Genomic DNA, 22,618 nt, shown 5'->3' on the forward strand with positions numbered 1-22,618 from the left:
ATTGCTGGGGTATCCCTATCCATGATCGGGAAACTTCTTATGCTCCACTCCCACCTCACCACCCTTAACGCCGTCTCGCTGATCCTCAACACCTTCAAAGCCGAAGGCCTGTCGAGCGAAGCGTTGCTGGCCGGCAGCGGCATCAGTGCGGCGGATCTCAGCCGCGCCGACACGCGCATCACCACCAATCAGGAGATGCAGGTCTGCGCCAATGCGGTCGCGCTCAAACACGATATCGGTCTGGAACTGGGCCGGCGCATGCATGTTTCCTGCTACGGCATCCTCGGTTACGCGCTGCTGACCTGTGCCACCTTCGGTGACGCTTTGCGTCTGGCGATCCGTTATCCGGCGCTGTTGGGAACACTTTTCGAGCTGAGTCTGGAAGACGATGGCGAGCGCGTCTGGTTCGTCGCCGCCGACTATCGCGAGAGTCCGTCGATGGCGGTGTTCAATGCCGAGTTCTGCCTGGTGTCGTTGAAAGTCATTTGCGATGACTTGCTCGGGCATCCGCTGCCCTTGCGCGCGACGCGGTTCGAGCACGCCGCGCCGGATTACCGCGACAGCTATGCCGAGCACTTCAACTCGCCGCTGCACTTCGCCGCCAAGGACAACGCTTTTGCCTTCGACCGGCACTGGCTCGATCAACCGCTGCCGTTGGCGGATGCCATTACGCATCAGGCCATGGCCGAACGTTGCCGCAAACAGAATCTCGAATTCACCGGACGTCAGGCGTGGCTGGGGCGCATTCGCCAGTTGCTCAGCGCGCAACTGAATGCCGCCCCGGGGCTGGAAGGTCTGGCACAACAGATGAAGTGTTCACCACGCACGTTGCGCCGGCATCTCAAGGACATGGGCAGCAGCTATCAGGAACTGCTTGATGAACTGCGTTTCGAGCGCGCCAAACAGATGTTGTGTGAGGATCAGTTGCCGATCTACCGCATCGCCGAAACCCTCGGCTTCAGCGAGACCGCGAGTTTCCGTCATGCCTTTGTGCGCTGGAGCGGCGTTGCTCCCAGCCAATTCAGAGCATGACAGGATCGGTGTAGGAGCTGCCGTAGGCTGCGATCTTTTGATCCTCAAGGGGCGAATTGCGGTCATAGGTTTTGGCCATATCAATCCCCTTTTGGCCTTTCCTGCCGTTCTCCGATTCGCTTCGCGCCGCAACACTGGGGGCCACCGAACCAGCCTTGCGGAGAACAACAAATGCTGACGATCTACTCAGACGATCACCACCTGCACCATGGCCGCTGTGAACTCATCGATGGTCAGCTCAAGCCATGCTTCGAGATGCCATCGCGCGCCGACCATGTGCTGCAACGTGTGCAGAACCAGAACCTTGGCGCGGTTGAAGCGCCGAAAGATTTCGGCCTGGAACCCATCGCCCGTATCCACAGCCGCGACTACCTCGACTTCTTCAAAGGCGCCTGGGCGCGCTGGACTGAATTCAACACCGACGGCGACTTGCTGCCCTACACCTGGCCGGCGCGGACCCTGCGTGCGATCAAACCGACCAGCCTGCACGGCCAACTCGGTTATTACAGTTTCGACGGCGGCGCACCGATCACCGCCGGCACCTGGCAAGCGGCCTACAGTGCAGCGCAGGTTGCACTGACCGCACAAGCAGAAATCCAGCGCGGCGCGCGCAGTGCCTTTGCGTTGTGCCGGCCACCGGGACACCATGCTGCCAGCGACTTGATGGGCGGTTATTGCTACCTCAACAACGCCGCCATCGCCGCGCAGGCGTTCCTCGATCAGGGCCACAAGAAGGTCGCGATCCTCGATGTCGACTATCACCACGGCAATGGCACGCAATCGATTTTCTATGAACGCAGCGACGTGCTGTTCACCTCGATCCATGGCCACCCGGAAGCCGAGTTCCCGTTCTTCCTGGGCTACGACGATGAGCGTGGTGAAGGCGCTGGCGAAGGCTTCAACTTCAACTATCCGCTGCCCGCCGGCTCTGGCTGGGAGGTGTGGAGCGCGGCGCTGGATCAGGCCTGCAACGAGATTGACCGTTATGGCGCCGACGTGATTGTCGTGTCTCTCGGCGTCGACACCTTCAAGGACGACCCGATCTCGCAGTTCAAACTCGACAGCCCGGACTACCTGGCGATGGGCAAACGCATTGCTGCCCTTGGCAAACCGACGCTGTTCGTCATGGAGGGCGGCTACGCCGTGGAAGAAATCGGCATCAATGCGGTGAACGTGCTGGAGGGTTTCGAACAATAACCAAACACAAGTCGCACCTGTAAAAAACCGACCCGCCCATGCGGGTCTTTTTTTGCCTGCAATACGTATCTACCGCATGCGCTGCGCAGCCCGCCTCTACCTTGCCCGCAACCGCCGCCCTTTCGGCGCGCCCATCAGAGCAGGAGTTGCCCATGCCCGAAATCCCCTCGCCCAGCGCCGTCGATGTCGTGACGCAGCTGGTGACTGGACCCTCCATTCGTGAAGTCGCCACAAAGACGCTGGTCCCGGCACTTCAAACGTTGTATCCGGACCTGACCATCAATCCGCAACTGGCCATGGTCGTGCGGCCGTCGTGGCTCATAGAGAATGATCAGGTCGTCCCCGGGGTTCAGCAGATCGAATCGCTGACCGATTCATTGGTGCGGCTTGCGCTGTCCGGTACTAGCGTGACGTACCTCGATGGTGAACATTTTCTGACTTTACAGCCCGGTGTTCAGCCTGCGATTCAATTGCCGGTGAAGATCGATGCCATCGGTGGCCTGCTCAACGAACTCGCGCCGCTGCTGTTCATCGCTTACAGAGAGCAGCATGTCGAATACTGGGACGAATTCACCTATCCGGGCCAACCGCGTTGGCAGCAAATGTCGGATGCCTTGCGCAATCTTTGGAACGTCGACACAAGCCTTGGTTGGGATGCGGATCAACGGGCCATGGCGCATACGGTGTTCAACAACCCGGACAAACTCCAGCGCCTGCCCACGGACCCGTACCAGACACGTGCCTGCCTGATTGACCTCGATCGGCAAACCGATGACCACGTGAATCACCTGTTCCTGCTTGACTGCGCGGTATTGATCGGAACCGTCGGGGAGCGCACGTTGATCATTAGCCACTCGGTGATTGATGGATACCGGTGCTTCGACTCGCTGGATGAATTTGCCGAGACTATGCTGCGTCGATACCGGGAAAACACCGCCAGCGCTGCCCTCAAGTGGCGACTGGTCGAACCTCAAGGCAACTTCTTCGACCATCTGGCCTGCAACTTGATCGCCCTGGAGGCCGATGCCCTTGGCGCGATCAACTTCTTTGAAGGATCAACGCTCAATAACCTGTACCCACACACAGGAACAGTGGGCAACCCGGAGCAACCGACACCACGCCTCAAACCCCATGTCGATCGGTTGCGCCCAATGCTGCCATCCTGGCTGGAGGGCGCACTCCCCGCCGATCAAACCCGTTACAGCCGGCATCTGCTGGATCTGACGCTGGTGCAGCATTCAAACAAAGGGAAATCATTTCAGAATGAGGTGAACAGCCTGCAGACATTCACCCGTGAAGCCCTGAAAGAACAGATGCTCAAGAAGCGTCCGGAAGCTACCGAGGTGAAGATTGATGACATCGCAATCAGTATCACCAGCCTGGTCGTTTGGGGCACATTCGTTTTGCCCGGTAACGTTCAGACGAAAACCCTGTCGCTCGTTGAACTTGCCCTGCAAAACCTTGGGGGGCAACCACTGGGCAATAAAACCGCGCGTTATCAGGACGGCAGCGCTCTGCCCGAATGGATGAGTGTGTCTTACCTCGAAAAACTGGTGAGCACCGTAGACATTGGCAAGACCTATCCGGCATATCTGCAAAAGCTGCTGCTCGACGACACCGAGCAAGCGACGGCGCTGCAGGCGCTATACACCAGTCAGCTGCGCATCGAGCTACCGTTGCTGGCGCTGCAACACAAGATCCAGGGGAAGGCTGGCATCAGTGAGCTGGGTTACCGGTATGTTGTCGCCGCGCTGTCCGACACCGGCGCTGGTCACCAGGTCGATGGTCAGGAGATCGTCATTCGTCCTCTGGCCTTCGTCGCCCACCGCACCAGCTCTCGGGCAGATACCGTCGACAACATGTTCGTCATTAGCCCGCGTGAATCGGACCAAGGGCCCTGCGTGCTCTATCGACCGCTGTTCGAGATGGCCTTGATTGAATACCCCGGACACGCCAACTTGCTGTACGCGATTCAGAACTCGCAACATTTGCGCGAGTCAGTACTGGCCTGGTTACCGGACGATGTGCGCTTCAATTACAGCCAGTTCGTATTCACCGCAACACTGCCCTCGGTGTGGACGATTCCGCAATTGCTGGTCAACCCGACCACTGCCCTCGACATGTCCGGGCCTGTCGCACTGGGCTCCACCGTCATTGAAACCGATGTCCTGGCGACACTGCATCGCAGCAACGTTCAGGCGATCATCACGCAAGCCGACCGCGAGTCGGTTTCCGATGCAGAGGCGCGTTGGGCCACGCTCAAACACGGCGGCTGGATGCTGTTCAACGCAGCGTTGCCGTTTCTTGGCCGCAGTGTCGGCACCGCTGCGTGGATCTGGCAGATCATGGACGACTTGCAGGAAATCAGCGACGTCGCCAACGAACAATCCAACAAGACGGCCTGGACTGCCATCGCCGACATTCTCCTTGCGTTGGGCATGGTGCTCGCTCATCGCGCGGCGGTCGGCAACAAGCCCCATCGTGAATCGATCACGACACCGGAAAAAGAAACGCAGGCAGAAATACCCACGCCAAAAACTGTAAAACCGCTGCGCTTGCCGGACATCACCAGCAGCGCACTGCCTATCGAACATGACATGTCGCTCAACCAAGTCACCGCGTTGAAGCGATCTCCCGAAGCGCTTGCGGCACTGCTCGACCGTTTCAAACTCGACAAGCCCAAAGGCCTTGGTGCGGGCAGCCGCGAAGGCACACATCGGCATCTCCATGCCTACGGCAAGCAGTGGTACGCACCGGTCGGCGAGCGCTGGTTCGAGGTACATATCAATGCACACGGGGATGCTCAGATCATCGATTCACGCCAGCACTCACTCATTCCCGGGCCAGTACTGGCCTACACCGCCAACGGGCAATGGGTGATCGACCTTCGATTGCGCCTGCGAGGTGGCGGACTGCGCAGCCGCCGCCAAGAGGCAAAAGACAAGAGAGCAACGCGGACGAAAAAAATGAAGGCCGATATCGACACCTTCGACCAGACGATGGCGACCAAGCAGACCCAACTCGACACCGCCCACAAGGCCCTGAACGATGCTCTGCCGGAGACGCGCGCAGAGGCACACGCACATTATCTGGAGACCCTCGATTCACAGAGCAGGGAGTACAGCGCGATTATCGACCAGATCAAGATATTGAACCTCGAAGAGACCATTCCCAACTACCGTACGTGCATGATTCAGCGCCTGGAGATGTTGTTGTTTCTGGGTTACGAGTGGCTCAGCCAGCACTCCACTGACTATCAAACCAGGGTCACCACGACAATGGCGATGATTGCCAATGGCGCCAATATTGAACCGCTGGTGTTGACCCAAGCCCTGGAAAAGATGACCGATGTAACTCAGGCCATCATTGAAAAAATGGAAATGGCTCAGACCCGTCTGGACGAATTGACACTGCTCGGAAAGCAGGCGGTCGAGGTTTTTCGTTCCTACCGCAAGGCATTGCCGAACTACAACCTGAACGACCTCAAATTGTTGCAGATCAGCCTCGGGCAAGAGATCTGCGTCAAACCTGGCGACACCGCGATTCGTGCACAGGCGCAACGTGCTTTGGAAGACCTCCTCGAAAACGCCGTGCTGAATATTCAGAGTGCATTGAATCTGACCGCCGATGAAAGCTTGAATGATCTGCGTGAACGGATCGATGCCTTGAGCAATGTTTCCGAGCAATTTGCTGCTGTCGATCAGCGCTTTGCCGACCTCGTCAGTGAATATCCCGATCACATCGAAACCGCGCGGCTGGAGCATGTGCGCAGTCGGGTAGCCGTGTTCAAACAGCGTACGGATGAACGATTAGCCGACCTGCTGCGTAATAAACACTTGCTGGAACCGGTCCAGGGGCCCTCCAGACCGGGTTCTTCGTCGTTATCGGCGCGTAAGATCATCCACACCCGGTTCAAAGGCACGCTGGTTGGCGAACGGAAAAAAAGTGTCGATGGACTAGACACCGAACTGGTTGAGGTGCGGACCAACCTGACGGGCGTCATTGCCACATTCCAGGAGGAGTCACCTGGGATCTGGGTCGAGCACGGCACGCCGAAACCACCGCCACCCAAAGCGTTGATCAAACCGACTTTGAGTAAAAGCTCCGGTGAAGGTCAGGCGTTGCTCGACGGCCTGGCTGCATTCCAGCAGCTCATCGAAGCGAGGATCAAACGCGGCTCGCGACTTCCCGTCGAGGTGGAGGAGGAATACCACAAGCAGGCCGCGCTATTGCGCAAAGCCAATGCCGACATCGATGAGGCATTGACCGCCAGCAATCTCACTGCTGATCTGCAGAAACCGACGGAAGCGCTCAATCACGCGCTCGACAGTGCCGCGACGACGCTTGAAGAAAAGGGCACTCGCTTGCGCATCAGCATGGTCAAGCAACAAGCACCCACGGCGGCGGGTATCGAGTGGCTCAAGAGCAAGGGCGAAGTGAGCATTTCGAAAACCGTGACTCGACGCCGGCTCAAAGGTCACGCCAAGGATTTCCTCGACGAGTACGAAATACGCGACGCTCACACCGACAAGGTGTTGTGTTACGCACATTTCCATTACGGCAGCGTGCAAGCGCCCGTCGCGCCATTCCCCGTCGGACATATGAAAACCGTCGCCCAACGCCGTATGGGCGGCGCCTATGAGCCGCGCCATCTCAACAACCAGGCGCTGATCGATATCCATCGCAGCGGCATTTCCGACAAGTCTGCGCAGGCGCTGTTTCTTACACCTGCCACGCCTGCCGCAACCGAGTCAGTGCCGCTTTGATTGCCGGTTCAGGTACCGCAGCGAAGCCCAGAACCAGCCCCGCGCGCTGATCCAGCGGCGTTGTAGAATCGGGCAGCCAGTAACTGCTCAAGCCGTTGATCTCTACATCGACGTGCGCAGCCGTCGCAATCAACTGCTGCTCGCGTTCGATGCTGTCGACCGCCACAGTCAAGTGCAGTCCGGCCGAGACGGCGGGTAAATCGCCCACTCCGGGAATGGCGGTCGGCCAGCCGTCGAGCAAGGTATTGCGACGACTAAGAGCGGCACGGCGCATGCGTCGGATATGCCGCTGGAAATGCCCGGCCGCCATGAACTCAGCCATCACCGCCTGGGTACTCACCTCGGAATGCCGGACATCCACCGCCCGGCGTTGCGAAAATGCATCGACCAATGCCGGGGGCAACACCAGATAACCGAGGCGCAACGCCGGAAAGGCAACCTTGCCAAAGGTGCCGACATACAACACTCGTCCCTGGCGATCGAGTGCCGCCAAGGGTGCCAGCGGCGCACCGGTGTAGCGGTATTCGCCATCGTAGTCATCCTCGACGATCCAGCCCTGGCTGCGCTCGGCCCAGGCGAGCAGCTCGAGGCGTCGCGCCAGACTCATCACCACGCCGGTGGGGTATTGATGCGAGGGCGTCACATAGGCCACGCGACAATTCCCGGTGGCCGCCAGCGCCGAGCAGTCCATACCCTCTTCGTCCACGGCAATCCCGTGCAAACGAGCGCCCGCCACGGCAAACGCATGACCGGCCGCGCGGTAGCCCGGATTCTCGATCGCCACGCCATCGCCCGGCTCCACCAGCAACTGTGCACAAAGGCTAATGCCTTGTTGTGCGCCGCTGGTGATCACTATTTGTTCAGGCGAGCACTGCATGCCGCGCGAACTGCGCAGATAGGCGGCGATCATCGCGCGCAGACGCGCATCGCCGGATGGATCGCCGTAGCACAACTGCTCCAGATCCGGCTTACGCCAGAAAGCCGCATTCAGCTTGGCCCACACCTCAAAAGGGAACAGATCAAACGCCGGAACACCCACCCTGAATGCTCGCGGCGGGCCACTCGGTGGCCGGGCTAAATGGTTCTTTTCGATGCGCGAAAAACCATCGCTGTGGATAACTTTACTGGATGGAATCACAGGCAAATCCAGCCAATTTGTGGATAAGGCTGTGGGTAAGCCTGTTGAAAACCCTGTGGATACTTTTGTGGATAGTTTTTTCGACGGCGCTGCTACGGGCATCAATTGTGCGACGTAGGTGCCATCCCCCACCCGCCCTTCAATAAAGCCTTCGGCATACAGTTGATCGTAGGCGCGCACCACGCTGTTGCGGGAGATTCCCAACGCCGCCGCCAGATCGCGACTGGCCGGCAACCGCGTACCACTCGCCAGCCGCCCATCCAGCACCCGCAAGCGCAACGCCTGATAGAGCTGACGACTCAAGCCCTGACGGCGGTCTAGCTCGATACCCGCGGGATTGAACGGCATGGACAACGTCGGCGAATCGGGCATGGCAATGGACCTATGAAATTGGTCATCAATGGCTCTTACAACAGACCAATAGCCTGCCTACGATGCAGGCATTCGCCAAGGAAAATCTGTCCATGTACACGCCACGCGCCTTTGCCATCGAAGACCTGTCCCAACTGCACGAACTGATTCTCGCCACCCGCCTCGCCATTCTGGTGACTCACGGCGAAAACGGCCTGCAAGCCAGCCATGTGCCTGTGCTGCTGCATTGCGAACAGGGCGAGTACGGCACGCTGTACGGGCACCTGGCCCGCGCCAATCCACAGTGGAAAGACTTGCGCGACGGCGCCGAAGCCATGCTGATCTTCGCCGGCGCCGATGCCTACGTCAGCCCGGGCTTTTATCCGAGCAAGGCCGAGCACGGCAAAGTCGTGCCGACCTGGAACTACATCGCCGTGCACGCCTATGGCCATGCCGAAACCTTCAGCGATGGCGGACGCCTGCTCGATATTGTCAGCACCCTCACCGACCGTCATGAGGCCGGCCGCGCCCAGCCGTGGTCAGTCGCCGACGCGCCTGCCGATTACATCGACGGCATGCTCAAAGCGATTGTCGGTTTTGCCATTCCCATCGACCGGCTCGAAGGCAAGCGCAAACTCAGCCAGAACCGCAGCGCCGAAGACATTGCCGGCGTGCGCGAAGGCCTGGCGGCCAGCCCGGAAATCAATGATCAAACCCTCGCCCGATTGATGCGCTAAGGAAATCACCATGAGTCAGATCGACATTCGCCCGGTCAGCGCCGACGACCACACCGCGTGGCTGCCGCTGTGGCAGGCTTACCTGCGTTTCTACAACACCGAACTGCCGCAAGCTGTGACGGAAAGTAGCTGGCAGCGTTTTCTCGACCCGAGCGAGCCAACCCACGCAGCATTGGCGTGGGCCGACGGTAAAGCCGTGGGCATGGTGCATTTCATCTACCATCGCTCGAACTGGAGCATCGAAAACTCCTGCTACCTTCAAGACCTGCTGGTGATACCCGAAACCCGCGGCACCGGCGTCGGCCGCCTGTTGATCGAACACGTTTACGCCACGGCCAAGGCTGACGGCTGCTGCAAAGTGCACTGGCTGACCCACGAAACCAACGCCACCGCGATCCAGCTCTACGAGCGCATCGCCGAACGCCCCGGCTTCATCCAGTTTCGCAAAGCCCTTTAAGGAGACGCACGCATGACCGCTTCACTCGCTGACTGGAAAGGCGCCCCCGCCCCTACCGCCACGTTGCTTGAAGGGCGTTTTATTCGCTTGGAAAGGCTTGACCCGGCGCGCCATGGCGAACAACTGTTCGCCGCACTAGAGGGCCCTGGCGCGGATCCGAAACTTTGGGATTATTTGCCTTACGGTCCGTTCCCGGAACGCAACGTTTTTGACGCTTGGCTGAAAAACCATGCCGCCAGCAGCGACCCGTATTTTTTTGCTGTCATCGACCGCGCGAACAACCAGGTACAAGGCATCCTCAGCCTGATGTCGATTGTCCCGGCCCAGGGCCGCATCGAGATCGGCCACGTCACCTTCGGCGCGCCAATGCAGCGTTCGCCGAGAAGCACCGAAGCGGTGTACCTGCTGGCCAAGCACTCCTTCGATCTCGGTTACCGCCGCCTCGAATGGAAATGCAACAACGGCAACGCCCGCTCCAAATATGCCGCCGAGCGCCTGGGTTTCAGCTTTGAGGGGGTGTTCCGTCAGCACATGGTGGTCAAGGGCCAGAACCGCGACACCGCGTGGTACTCGATTCTGGATGGCGAGTGGCCGGCGATTGCGGCAGGGTTCGAGCAATGGCTGTCCGATGAAAATCAGACGCCCGACGGGCAGGTGAAAGGCTTGGTCGAGTGCCGTTCCTGATTATCTGAAAAGCAAAAGATCGCAGGCTGCGGCAGCTCCTACACGGGATTGACGTTCATCCTGTGGAGCTGCCGCAGGTTGCGATCTTTTGATCTGTTTTCAGTTCAGCTTTTGCGCCAGCACCGCAATGTGTTCCGGCCCGATCCCGCAGCACCCGCCCAAATGGCTGGCACCGCGCTGCTGCCAGTCAATCGCCCAATGCAGGTAACCCGGCGGATCCAGATCCTCACGTAGCGGATCAAGTCCATCATTGGCCGTAGCCTCTTTTGGCTGCGGCGGAAACGCATTGGCGTAAGCGCCAATCTGAATGTTCACCCCCAGACGCTCGAAGGTTTCACGCGCAGCATCAATCGCGGCACCAATCACTTCCGGCTGACTGCAATTGAACAACAATGTTTCGACACCCAATTCGGCCGCCACCGCAGCGGCTTCGGCGACAGGCTCACCAGAGCGCAGGCGCGGCACTTCATCGGTGTCTTCATCCTTCAAGGTGAACGACAACCAGAACGGTTTGCCATCCTTCGGCAACTCCGCATGAATGGCACGCGCCTCGACGATCGAACTCTGGGTTTCCGCCAGCCACAGATCAACGTGCGGTGCCAGGCCATTGACCAACGGCGCCAACAACTCGGGCACTCGTGCAGCCTCGAACAGATCCGGACGATAGGAGCCAAACAGCGGCGGCAATGAGCCGGCCACACGCACGGATTTTCCCGAGGTCTGCACCGCACGCCGCGCCAGTTCGCCAGCCAACGCGGCCAACGTCTGCCCTTCGGCAGCGAAACGCTCTTCGCCAATGTGGAACGGCACCACGGCATAACTGTTGGTGGTAATCACGTTGGCGCCACTGGCGATATAAGCCGCGTGTACCGCCTCCACCGCTTGCGGTGCTTCGCTCAAGGCCAGCGCCGACCACTCCGGCTGGCGAAATGGCGCACCGGCGCGCTGCAATTCACGGCCCATGCCACCATCGAGAATAATCGTGCTGCCTGCGCCCATATGCTTTTCACTCATATGCTTATGAAAATAACTCACTATCAGAGTAGTTCTTATAACTATTTAATACGCACCATTCGGTTAATAACAACCTCTTTTTTGCTCAGGGATCGACTGTGAAATTTCAACCGCTATTGGCTCTGGGCCTGACGATTCTGGCCGCCTCCGCGCAAGCCTTTGGTGGCACGACGCTGGACCGTATCGAGCAAAAGAAAGAACTGGTCGGCGTGCTGATGGAAAGCTACCCACCGTTCTCGTTTCTCAATGACCAGAATCAGCTTGATGGCTTCGACGTTGATGTCGCCAAGGCTGTGGCTGACAAGTTAGGCGTCAAGTTGCGGCTCGAAACGCCGTCGTGGGACGTCATTGCGGCCGGCCGCTGGAGCGGGCGCTACGATATCTGCATCTGCTCGATGACACCGAGCAAGGCCCGCGCTGAAGTGTTCGATTTCCCGGTCGAGTACTACGCTTCGCCAGCGGTGATCGTGGTCAACGCCAAGGATGATCGTATTCACGATGCCAAGGATCTGAGTGGCAAAAAAGTCGGCCTCACCAGCGCCTCCAGTTACGAAAGCTATCTGAACAAGAACCTGGTCATCGAAGGGGCTGAAGACACGCAGTTGCAGTACCCGTTCGACGATGTGCAGATCGCGCCGTACGATACCGACAACGTCGCCTTTCAGGATTTGGGGCTGGGCGCCGGCGTGCGCCTGGATGCCATCCTCACTAACCTCGTCACCGCGCAGCCACGCCTGAACGAAGACAAGCGCTTCAAACTGGCCGGTGCGCCGCTGTACTCGGAGCCGAATTCCGTGGCCATCGAAAAGGGTGACGCGCAATGGGACGCCAAAGTGCGTGAGGTGTTCGCGCAATTGAAACAGGACGGCACCCTGAGCAAGCTGTCACAAAAATGGATCGGCGCTGATATCAGCCAATGACTTCTTTCCCGACACCTCCCCAGCCACCGCAACCGGTGGCTGAAACTCGCCTGCAGCGCTTGTTCGGCTTTCGTACGCGGCTGTACCTGACATGGGCAGCGCTGTTCTGCCTGTTCGCCGGGTTTTTCCTGAGCTTCGACCTGAAGTTCTCGATCATCCTCGACAAACTGCCCAATCTGGTCGGCCTGCACTTGGCGCCCAACGGCTTTCTGCAAGGCGCGGCGCTGACGCTTTTCCTCTGTGTATGCTCAATTGTCGCCTCGTCCCTGCTGGGCTTCATCACCGCATTGGCACGCCTGTCGAAAAGCGCGGTGGCGTTCGGCATCGCCAGTTTCTACACCTCGTTCTTTCGCGGCACGCCACTGCTTATCCAGATCCTGCTGATCTACCTGGGCTTGCCGCAACTGGGCATCGTGCCCGGCGCCATCGTCGCGGGGATCATTGCCCTGTCGCTGAACTACGGCGCCTATCTCAGCGAGATCTTTCGCGCTGGTATCCTCGGGGTCGACCACGGCCAACGTGAAGCCTCGCTGGCACTGGGTATGCGCGAGACCGTGATTTTCTGGCGCATCACCCTGCCGCAAGCCATGCGCACGATCATCCCGCCCACCACCAACCAGTTCATCTCGATGCTCAAGGACTCGTCACTGATTTCGGTAATGGGCGTCTGGGAAGTGATGTTTCTCGCCCAGTCCTATGGGCGCTCAAGCTACCGTTACATCGAAATGCTGACGACGGCGGCGATCATTTACTGGCTGATGTCGATTGGGCTGGAGTTGATTCAGGCACGCATGGAGCGGCACTACGGCAAGGCTTACGTGCGACGGAGCTAGGGCGATTGGCACCTTGCGGGCTGCGTCGGGTTTTAATGGGGCTCTCGGCGTACCCGCACAACGCCCATTTTCAGGCCAAACAATCGGAATATTGAGTCCAACGACCTCAACGTCTGATTACCCTCAGCGTGCTCTATGTGTATCAACGTGCGGACCGAAATTTTGCACATCTTAGCGAATTGGATTTGATGCAGCCCTGTCACCTCAACTCGTAAACGGCGGACGGCTTCGCTGATTTCCAATGTCCCGTCGGCCAGCGCCTCTTGAATGCTTTCGATGAGCGCCATGCGTTCGAGAACTGTCATTACCATTTTCCTCTCCAATCTTCGAGCGCCGCATAAGGCTCAATAAACATTAATGGCGCGGGGATTCATTGATGTGAGTGCTTCGGCGTTTGAATCAAAACTTACCGCACCTAATGAGAGAAGCAGGCAAAAAAACTGCAACAAAATGCAGAAATTAATATATTTCAGCGCTGAAGATGCAAAACAATGCAGATCAACCACCGACATCATTCTGTAAAAACCCTTCGCTATACAGGACGCCCCGCTTATAACAAGAAGGCCGTCCGACCATGCCGTTCCCGCCCCAGCGTCTGTCCCTTGCCATTGCCCTGTTGATCGCTGCTACATCGGCAAACGCTAAAACCGTGCAGATCGACACCGCCACCACTGCAGCGCAAACGCTGGGTGGTAGCGACACGTTGACGATTTCGGCGCCGGGCAGCATCACCAACAGCGGCAAGGCCGTCAGCCTGAAAGACAAGACCAGCGGTGCCGGTGTGGTGATCGATAACGCCGGCAAAATCATTTCCAGCGGTGGCCGGGCCATCGACAGCAGTGGCGACCTGACCCAGGCGCGCAACTACACCCTCTACAACCGCAGCGGCGGGCAGATTCTCGGCGCCAACGACGCGTTGCGTATCGACAGCAACTTCGTCAGCGGCAGTCTGTTGATCGACAACAGCGGCGTGATTCGCTCCACCACTGGCCAGGGGCTGGACCTCGATGCGCTACGCAGTGACGGTGTGAAGACCACCATCATCAACCGCGCTGGCGGGCTGATTCGCGGTGACGCCAGTGACGGCATAAAGACCGGCGCCAATGCGACGATCAGCAACTATGGCGAGATTTCCACCGGCGACTCGCACAATGCCGACGAGAAGTTCGACGGCATCGATATCGATTCCGCGAGCGGTGTCAGCGTGACCAACTACGGGACGATTTCCGGCGGCCGGCACGGCATCACCACCGATCTTGGCGCGACGCTGATCAACTACGGGCAGATCACCGGCCGCAATGGTTCCGGCTTCGGTTCCGACGGCGATGGCACGGTGATTAACCACGGCACCATCACTGGCGCTTACTCAGGCTTGCAAGCGAACGGTGACGGCGACGGCGTGGACATCGACAAGATCGCCCACATCGAAAACTACGGGACCATTCAGGGCATCGGTGCCGGCGGTGTGGATAAGGGCGGTTTCGCCAATGGCAGCGAAGGTATCGCCCTCGGTGGTGGCTACATTCTCAACGCCAACAGCGCTTTGATCAGCGGCGCCGACAGCGCCATTCTGGTCGACGATGGCAGCGGCGGTTCGGGGCTGGCGGCGACTACACTGGAAAACTTCGGCACCATTCAAGGCCTCAACGGGTTCGGCGTGAAATTCGTCGGCGAGTTCGCCGACAGCGTCATTAACGGCGGTACGATCAGTGGCAGCAATGGCCTGGCGCTGGATCTGGGTGCCGGCAACGACAATCTGGCCTTGCGCAACGGCAGTCGCTTTGTCGGCGTGGTCAACGGCGGCAGCGGTTATGACCGGGTGGTGATGGATGACGCGGCCGGTGGCAGTTTCGGCGCCAGTCGCAACTTCGAATGGCTAGAGGTCAAGCAAGGCGCATGGACATTGACCGGCCATGATGACTTCAGCGACGGCGGCGCAGTGCGCAACGGCGCGACACTGCTCAACCAAGGCAGCATCGCCGGTAACCTGAGCGTCGACGCCGGCGGTGTGTATGCCGGTGGCGGTTCGGTGGGCAGCCTCAACATCAACGGCACATTGCGCACCGACACTAGCCTCGGTCGCGCAACCATCGTTCGCGATTTGAACATGGGCAGCGCCGCCACCCTCGCCTACGGCGTCAACGCCGACGGCAGCAGCGCGCCGGTACAGGTCGGCGGCATTGCCAATCTCAACGGCGCAACCCTCGCGGTGAATCCCGGCAGCGGCACGTACCCGTGGCAGAGCCATTACACCGTGCTGCAAGCGACGCAGGTCAACGGCACCTTCGGCAAAGTCACCAGCGACTATGCGTTCCTCACGCCGACCCTCGCCTACACGCCCACCCAGGTCGACCTGACCTACACCCGCAATGACGTGGCCTTCAATGAGTTCGCCGCGACCGGTAACGCCAGCAACGCCGCCAACAGCCTGGCCTCGATGAGCAAAAACAATCCGCTGTACAACGCCTTGCTCAATACCAGCCAAAGCACGGCTGGCGCGGCGATCGAGCAACTGGCCGGCGCCAGCAACGCCAACCTCAGCAGCGTCACCCTCGGCGCCAGCAGTCAGGTCGGCAGCAGCATGCTCTCGGCGATGCAGCAAATGGGCGGCAGCCCGGGACTGATGGTTGGCCTCGATCAGCGCGACACACCGGTACTGGCGGCCAATGGCGTGCCGTCCGAGGCGCGCAATCTGAATGATCCGAACGCTCGCGGCCGGCTCTGGCTGCAAGGCATTGGCGGCTACGGCAAGCTCGATGGCGAACATGGCAGCAGTGGCCTGGAACAACGCACCAAGGGCAGCGTGCTGGGCGCCGACTGGGCTCTGAATCCGGCGTGGCGCCTGGGTGTGCTCGGTGGCTATTCGAAAACCGATCTGGATGCGACCGGCGTCGACGGCAACGTCGAGAGCTGGCACGCCGGCGTCTACGCGCTGCATCAGAACGGCCCGATCGCCGTGCGCCTCGGCGCGGCGTACAGCAGTCATCAGGGTGAAAGCAAACGCACCATCGCCTTCAATGGTTTCAGCGAACGCCCGAAAGGCGATTACGACGCCGACAGCCAGCAAGCCTTCGCCGAACTCGGCTACGCCATGGGCAGCGGCCGGCTCAGCGCCGAGCCGTTTGCCAGCATCGGTTATCAGCGCTACCACCGCGACAGCTACAACGAAAAAGGTGGCGCCGCCGCACTGCAGGTCGACGGCCAGATCCAGGACAACTTCAGCAGCACCTTCGGCCTGCGCCTGGCGCACTTGAGCAGCCTGGACAACGGCATGAGCGTGACCCCACGCATGGCCGCTGGCTGGAAACACACTTACGGCGATGTCAGCAGCTCGACGCGTCAGGCGTTTGTAACCGGCGGCACGGCGTTCAGTGTCGATGGCAGCTCGCTGGATCGCGACAGTCTGGTGCTGGAAGCCGGGCTTGATGTGGGGATCTCGGCGCGGCATACATTGGGCGTGGGATACAGCGGTGAGATCGGCAGCAACAGTCGCAATCACGGGTTGATCGGGCAGTGGCAGATGAGTTTTTGAGGGATGAACAGCTGGCGGGATCTTGATTGGCTGTAGGAAAAAGGACCGCTGCAGTCGAGTAAAAGGCTTGGTTGCGGATCTAAGGGTCATTTTCTACAAAATGATCCGACGTCGCCTGCAAGCGTGCGGGAAGCAGCCGACATCGGATTTTGGGGTGCATCAATAGAGTTGGGTCTTCTTCCAAAGAGAGGCCCAACCCGATGCCCACTCAACACATATTCAAACCAAAACACTTGGCTTTGGCCATTTCGCTGGCTCTGGGTTGCGTAGCGTTTGCCAACGCTCAGCAACCCTCTGAAATCGCTGATTCACCCGCAATAACGGATGCTGCAGAATCGTCCGAAACCAGCCATAAAGAAATGGCGCTTGAACGACTCAGGGCATTTCTCACTGCCCCAAGTACGGTGCCCATCGCGTTTGAAACCCCTGAAAAGACTTTTAAAGGTACCGCTGTAAACGATCTGATCACCCTCACGGACGGCGCAAGCTTTTCGGGTCTGCTGGATGGTGGTGAGGGGGATAACGTCCTGTTCCTTAACGCCGCTGCAGGCGGTGAGTTGAAAGAAACACGTAATTTCAACGGCCTCGTCCTTGCACGGGGAGACTGGATGCTGAGTTCCAAGGGAGACTTCAAGGAAGGAGTGCTGGTGAACAGCGGTACCGCTCTGACCAACTTGGGTAGCATTATGGGCGACGTCTATGTCGGGAGGGGGGGCAGCTTTGCAGGTAAAGGTGCGCTGGGAGACCTGGAGGTCGCCGGCCTGCTCACCGTCAATGGGGTGCTAGGCAGCCCGCGCGTGAAAGGCGATTTGCGCTTGTCCCCAAGCGCCGAACTGGCTTATGAGGTCACTCCCAGTGGCAGTCAAACGATCAAGGTCGATGGCACTGCCAGGCTGGAAGGCGCCACTCTGAATGTCGTTGCCGCTCCGGGAGAGTATCCGCAAAGCAAACAGTACAAAATCATCGAAGCCGGCAAGGTAGAAGGTGAATTCGGTAAGGTCCTTAACAACCTCGCCTTCATGACTGCCACCCCTCAATACAACAAAAAATCCGTAGGGCTGACTTACGCCCGTAACGGTGAGCCGCTTGCAAGCGCTGCCACGACAGACAACGGTCGTGCAGTTGCCGACAGCATTGTCGAACCACAAACGCCTGCGCCATTGACTGCGTCTGCACCGGTTCCAGTTCCAGTTCCAGCTCAAGTTCCGCCTTCAGCGTCGACTCCCGTTGCAGAATCCGCCCCAGCGCCAATGCAGGACGAACCTCTGACTGCGCAAGTTAACGAGACCGCCGAACCGCCCGCCGCTGCGCCACTAAAACCCACGAACGCAGCAGTCGCCGCACTCCTGACCAGCGACAAAACCACCGCCCCCATCGCCATCGAACAACTCGCTGCCGGCAGCAACGCCAACCTCGCCAAAGCCACGCTGAGCAGTATCACCCCCGTGAGCGCGAGCATGTTGTCGGCCATGCAACAACTGAATAGCCGTTACGGCTCCGCTTACAGATCCGGCAACTCACCGCGTCAGGCGACTGGCGCGGCCGATTCCGGTCGGGTATGGATTCAGGCGCTCGGCCATGGCGGCAAGGTCGATCGCGAGTTCGACAGCACCCTCAAACACGCGACCCAGGGTCTGGTCATGGGCGCCGACTGGCGGCTCGATGAGCAATGGCATATCGGCCTGATCGGCGGTAAATCGCAGACCAGACTGGACGCTCGGCAATACGATGGCGACCTCGACAGCTGGCACCTCGGTGCCTACGCCGTGCGCCAGGACGGACCATTCTCACTGCGTCTCGGGGCGACCTATGCCAGCCATGACGGCGACAGCAAACGTCGGGTGGCCTTCAACGGATTCAGTGATCGCCTCAAGGGCCATTACGACGCCAATACGCAGCAAGCCTTTGCCGAACTCGCGGTCAATGTCGGCCGCCACAACGCCACGCTCGAACCGTTTGCCAGCCTCGGCTATCAGCGCTACCAGCGCGACAGCTACAGCGAAAAAGGTGGGGATGCAGCGCTGAAAGTCTTTGGGCAAACCCGCGATAACCTCAGCAGCACCTTCGGCCTGCGCACGGCAAAAATTACTCGACTGGATAACGGCATGACGTTGACGCCGCGATTCAGTGCCGGCTGGAAACACACCTTTGGCGAGATTGAAAGCGACACCCGCCAGCAACTGGTCAAGGGTGGCAAACGCTTTGAGATTGCCGGTGCCGCGCTGGATCGCAACAGCCTGGCCGTGGATGCCGGCCTCGACCTCGGGCTGTCTGCCAATCACACAGTCGGCGTGGGTCTCACCGGAGAAATGGCCACTGACAGCCGCACTCACGGCGTGATGGGCCAATGGCGCATGGCGTTCTAACTGACACAACACTCTTTGTAGGAGCTGCCGAAGGCTGCGATCTTTTGATCTTGTTTAATGAACTGCAAACAACATCAAAAGATCGCAGCCTTCGGCAGCTCCTACAGGGTTAAAAAACGCAAAAAAAAGGGGAGCACATGCCCCCCCGAGGTTTAAAGCGTTGGATCGCGGCCGTTATCTCAGCCTTCGATCTCGATCAGGATTTCACCCGGATTGACCCGATCACCCTTGGCCACATGAATCGCGGTGACCTTACCGGCAATCGCAGCCTGGACTTCGGTTTCCATCTTCATCGCTTCGGTGATCAGCACAGCCTGGCCCGCCTTGACGGTGTCGCCCTCCTTGACCAGCACATCGACGATGTTGCCCGGCATGGTGGTGCTGACGTGGCCCGGCGCCGAGGCTTGCTTGCGCTTGCTGCTGCCACCGCCGACGAATTCGTTGAGCGGCTCGAACACCACTTCTTCCGGCATGCCGTCGATGGACAGGTAGAAGTGACGCTTGCCTTCCGCCTTCACACCGACACCGGTGATGTCGACGCGGTAGGTTTCACCGTGGACGTCGATGACGAACTCGGTCGGCACGCCTTCGCCGCCCGCCGAAGCAACGCTGCCAGCCTCTGGAATCGGCAGCAGCACTTCAGGCGTCAGGGTGCCGGCGGCACGCTCTTCGAGGAACTTGCGACCGATGTCCGGGAACATGGCGAAGGTCAGCACGTCTTCTTCGGACTTGGCCAACGCGCCGATGTCGGCACGCAGCTTGGTCATTTCCGGCTTGAGCAGATCGGCCGGACGCACGTCGATGACTTCTTCGCTGCCGATGGCCTGACGACGCAGCTTCTCGTTGACCACGCCCGGCGCCTTGCCGTAACCGCCCTGCAGATACAGCTTCACTTCGTTGGTGATGGTCTTGTAGCGCTCGCCGGCCAGCACGTTGAAGAACGCCTGGGTGCCGACGATTTGCGAAGTCGGGGTCACCAGTGGCGGGAAGCCGAGGTCCTCACGCACCCGCGGGATTTCTGCCAACACTTCGGCCATGCGGTTGAGGGCGCCCTGCTCTTTCAACTGGTTGGCAAGGTTGGAGATCATCCCGCCCGGCACCTGGTTGACTTGCACACGGGTATCGACCGCAGTGAATTCGCTTTCAAACTGGTGGTACTTCTTGCGCACGGCGTAGAAGTACAGGCCGATCTCTTGCAGCAGCTCAAGGTTCAGACCGGTGTCGTACTCGGTGCCCTTGAGCGCAGCGACCATCGACTCGGTGCCTGGGTGGCTGGTGCCCGACGCGAAGCTGGAGATCGCGGTGTCGATGTGATCGGCGCCGTTTTCGATTGCCTTGAGCTGGCACATGGTCGCCAGACCAGCCGTGTCGTGCGAGTGAATGAACACCGGCAGCGACTGCTCGGCTTTCAATGCACGAACCAACTCACCGGTAGCGTAAGGGGTCAGCAGACCGGCCATGTCCTTGATCGCCACCGAGTCGCAACCCATGGCTTCCATTTGTTTGGCTTGCGCCACGAACGCATCAATGGTGTGCACCGGGCTAGTGGTGTAGGCGATGGTGCCTTGGGCATGTTTACCGGCAGCTTTCACCGCTTCGATGGCCACGCGCAGGTTACGCACGTCGTTCATCGCGTCGAAGATGCGGAACACGTCGATGCCGTTGACCGCAGCTTTGGCGACGAAGGCTTTGACCACGTCGTCGCTGTAGTGGCGGTAGCCCAGCAGGTTCTGGCCACGCAGAAGCATTTGCAGGCGGGTGTTAGGCAGTGCCGCGCGCAGTTGGCGCAGACGCTCCCACGGGTCTTCTTTGAGGAAGCGTACGCAGGCGTCGAAGGTGGCGCCGCCCCAGCATTCCAGCGACCAGTAGCCGACTTTGTCGAGCTTGTCGCAGATCGGCAGCATGTCTTCGGTGCGCATGCGGGTGGCGAGCAGCGATTGGTGAGCGTCGCGCAGGATGGTATCGGTTACGAAGATCTTCTTAGTCATTGGTATCTCCTCATAGCGGCAAGCTTCAAGCTACGAGCGGCAAGAAAAAGCCAATCTGCTTTTACTTGCCGCTTGCAGCTAAAAGCTCGCAGCTGTTTCATTCATAGGCCTGCGTGGGCGGCGATGGCGGCGGCGATGGCCAGAGCCAACTCTTCGGGTTTGCGCTTGATCGAGTAGTTGGTCAGTTCAGGGTGGCTTTCAACGAAGCTGGTATTGAACTGGCCGCTACGGAATTCCGGGTTGCGCAGGATTTCCTGGTAGTACGCGGCGGTGGTCTTCACGCCTTGCAGACGCATGTCGTCGAGGGCGCGCAGGCCACGATCCATCGCCTCTTCCCAGGTCAGTGCCCAGACCACCAGTTTCAGGCACATCGAGTCGTAGAACGGCGGAATGGTGTAGCCGGTGTAGATCGCTGTATCGGTACGCACGCCTGGGCCACCGGGGGCGTAGTAACGGGTGATCTTGCCGAAGCTCGGCAGGAAGTTGTTCTTCGGGTCCTCGGCGTTGATACGGAACTGCAACGCGAAACCACGGTGCTGAATGTCTTCCTGTTTCACCGACAGCGGCAGGCCGGAAGCGATGCGAATCTGCTCGCGGACGATGTCGATCCCGGTAATTTCTTCGGTGATGGTGTGCTCCACCTGCACCCGGGTGTTCATTTCCATGAAGTACACCTCGCCCTCGGCGAGCAGGAACTCCACGGTGCCGGCATTCTCGTAACCCACAGCCTTGGCCGCACGCACCGACAGGTCGCCGATGTAGGCGCGCTGTTCCGGGGTCAGTTGCGGGCTCGGGGCGATCTCGATGAGCTTCTGGTTGCGGCGCTGGATCGAGCAGTCACGCTCGAACAGGTGCACGACGTTGCCGAAGCTGTCGCCGAGAATCTGCGCTTCGATGTGCTTGGGATTGACGATGCATTTTTCCAGGAACACTTCGGCAGAACCGAAGGCCTTGGTCGCTTCGGAAATCACCCGAGGGAAATTCTGTTCGAGCTCTTCGCGACTGTTGCAGCGACGGATACCACGACCGCCACCACCGGAAGTGGCTTTGAGCATCACCGGGTAACCGATGCGGTCGCCCTCTGCCAAAGCTTCTTCGATGTCGGCCACGTTGCCTTCGGTACCCGGCGTGACCGGTACGCCAGCCTTGATCATGCTGCGGCGCGCTTCGGTCTTGTCACCCATGCGGCGGATGACTTCTGCCGACGGGCCAATGAATTTGATCCCGCGCTCGGCGCAGATGTCAGCCAGTTCAGCGTTTTCCGAGAGGAAACCGTAACCGGGGTGCAGTGCATCGCAGCCGGTTTCAACCGCCAGGTTCACCAGCTTGCGCGGGTTCAGGTAACCGGCCAGTGGCTCGGCACCGATGCTGTGGGCCTCATCCGCACGCTTTACATGAAGTGCATGGCGGTCGGCGTCGGAAAAAATCGCAACCGAGCGAATGCCCATTTCGGCGCAGGCTCGCACGATTCGTACGGCAATCTCACCACGGTTGGCGATCAGGATCTTTGTTATCACTTGGAGGTTCCCTTGAGCCGGTGGCACCACGACCTGCTAGACCCAGGTCGACGCGTGACCAAATGTTTCAATTTAGTCGCAGGTCC

At 59.5% G+C, this 22,618-nt stretch carries 15 protein-coding genes; 10 read left to right on the top strand and 5 right to left on the bottom strand.

The genetic code is table 11. The features are described 5' to 3' along the window. The first annotated feature begins 39 nt into the window (after positions 1 to 39). From U6037_RS28870 to U6037_RS28880, 3 genes are all read left to right on the top strand, one after another. On the top strand, positions 40 to 1,032 hold the full coding sequence (locus U6037_RS28870) for an AraC family transcriptional regulator (protein WP_322845311.1): 993 nt from the start codon (positions 40 to 42) through the stop codon (positions 1,030 to 1,032). Between the two features lie 171 nt (positions 1,033 to 1,203). Further along, positions 1,204 to 2,229 (top strand): histone deacetylase family protein, encoded by a 1,026-nt coding sequence (locus U6037_RS28875; RefSeq protein ID WP_322845312.1) that lies wholly within the window; start codon positions 1,204 to 1,206, stop codon positions 2,227 to 2,229. A gap of 152 nt (positions 2,230 to 2,381) precedes the next feature. Then, positions 2,382 to 6,995, top strand: coding sequence for a dermonecrotic toxin domain-containing protein (locus U6037_RS28880; RefSeq protein ID WP_322845313.1), 4,614 nt, complete (start codon positions 2,382 to 2,384; stop codon positions 6,993 to 6,995). Here the strand turns inward: U6037_RS28880 and U6037_RS28885 are convergent. Continuing rightward, positions 6,952 to 8,505 carry a PLP-dependent aminotransferase family protein gene (locus tag U6037_RS28885; protein ID WP_322845314.1) on the bottom strand — a complete coding sequence of 518 codons (1,554 nt, stop codon included), beginning with the start codon at positions 8,503 to 8,505 and terminating at the stop codon, positions 6,952 to 6,954. The two genes, U6037_RS28880 and U6037_RS28885, sit on opposite strands and share 44 nt — an antisense overlap. A gap of 92 nt (positions 8,506 to 8,597) precedes the next feature. Between U6037_RS28885 and U6037_RS28890 the strand changes: the two genes are divergently transcribed. From U6037_RS28890 to U6037_RS28900, 3 genes are read left to right on the top strand one after another with little or no spacing between them, the layout of a single operon-like run. After that, positions 8,598 to 9,221 carry an FMN-binding negative transcriptional regulator gene (locus U6037_RS28890; protein WP_150728972.1) on the top strand — a complete coding sequence of 208 codons (624 nt, stop codon included), beginning with the start codon at positions 8,598 to 8,600 and terminating at the stop codon, positions 9,219 to 9,221. A 10-nt stretch (positions 9,222 to 9,231) separates the two neighbouring features. Next, positions 9,232 to 9,678 (top strand): GNAT family N-acetyltransferase, encoded by a 447-nt coding sequence (locus tag U6037_RS28895; RefSeq protein ID WP_322845315.1) that lies wholly within the window; start codon positions 9,232 to 9,234, stop codon positions 9,676 to 9,678. Positions 9,679 to 9,690: 12 nt separating this feature from the next. Further along, positions 9,691 to 10,362, top strand: a complete 672-nt coding sequence (locus U6037_RS28900) for a GNAT family protein (RefSeq protein WP_322845316.1) — start codon at positions 9,691 to 9,693, stop codon at positions 10,360 to 10,362. Positions 10,363 to 10,461: 99 nt separating this feature from the next. On the opposite strand, the gene U6037_RS28905 is transcribed toward U6037_RS28900, so the two are convergent. Beyond that, positions 10,462 to 11,361, bottom strand: a complete 900-nt coding sequence (locus U6037_RS28905; RefSeq protein WP_322845317.1) for a homocysteine S-methyltransferase family protein — start codon at positions 11,359 to 11,361, stop codon at positions 10,462 to 10,464. Positions 11,362 to 11,474: 113 nt separating this feature from the next. Between U6037_RS28905 and U6037_RS28910 the strand changes: the two genes are divergently transcribed. Beyond that, the gene (locus U6037_RS28910; RefSeq protein WP_322845318.1) at positions 11,475 to 12,296 is read left to right on the top strand and encodes an ABC transporter substrate-binding protein; all 822 of its coding nucleotides are present in this window, start codon (positions 11,475 to 11,477) and stop codon (positions 12,294 to 12,296) included. Continuing rightward, positions 12,293 to 13,129 (top strand): amino acid ABC transporter permease, encoded by an 837-nt coding sequence (locus U6037_RS28915; protein ID WP_322845319.1) that lies wholly within the window; start codon positions 12,293 to 12,295, stop codon positions 13,127 to 13,129. Before U6037_RS28910 ends, U6037_RS28915 begins: the two co-directional genes overlap by 4 nt. Positions 13,130 to 13,161: 32 nt before the next feature. Here U6037_RS28915 and U6037_RS28920 read toward each other — a convergent pair whose 3' ends face one another. After that, positions 13,162 to 13,440 (bottom strand): helix-turn-helix domain-containing protein, encoded by a 279-nt coding sequence (locus U6037_RS28920; RefSeq protein WP_007912084.1) that lies wholly within the window; start codon positions 13,438 to 13,440, stop codon positions 13,162 to 13,164. 263 nt (positions 13,441 to 13,703) lie between these two features. Here U6037_RS28920 and U6037_RS28925 point away from each other — a divergent pair, with 263 nt between their 5' ends. Then, positions 13,704 to 16,661 (top strand): autotransporter outer membrane beta-barrel domain-containing protein, encoded by a 2,958-nt coding sequence (locus U6037_RS28925; RefSeq protein ID WP_322845320.1) that lies wholly within the window; start codon positions 13,704 to 13,706, stop codon positions 16,659 to 16,661. Between the two features lie 200 nt (positions 16,662 to 16,861). Further along, a complete protein-coding gene (locus U6037_RS28930; RefSeq protein WP_322845321.1) occupies positions 16,862 to 19,027 on the top strand; it encodes an autotransporter outer membrane beta-barrel domain-containing protein in 2,166 nt (721 codons plus the stop codon). Between the two features lie 179 nt (positions 19,028 to 19,206). On the opposite strand, the gene oadA is transcribed toward U6037_RS28930, so the two are convergent. Further along, the gene (gene oadA / locus U6037_RS28935; protein ID WP_322845322.1) at positions 19,207 to 21,015 is read right to left on the bottom strand and encodes a sodium-extruding oxaloacetate decarboxylase subunit alpha; all 1,809 of its coding nucleotides are present in this window, start codon (positions 21,013 to 21,015) and stop codon (positions 19,207 to 19,209) included. Positions 21,016 to 21,116: 101 nt separating this feature from the next. Beyond that, the gene (locus tag U6037_RS28940; RefSeq protein WP_025112637.1) at positions 21,117 to 22,532 is read right to left on the bottom strand and encodes an acetyl-CoA carboxylase biotin carboxylase subunit; all 1,416 of its coding nucleotides are present in this window, start codon (positions 22,530 to 22,532) and stop codon (positions 21,117 to 21,119) included. Positions 22,533 to 22,618: the final 86 nt, after the last annotated feature.

Origin of the sequence: Pseudomonas sp. B33.4 (assembly GCF_034555375.1) — a bacterium.
GTDB lineage: Bacteria > Pseudomonadota > Gammaproteobacteria > Pseudomonadales > Pseudomonadaceae > Aquipseudomonas.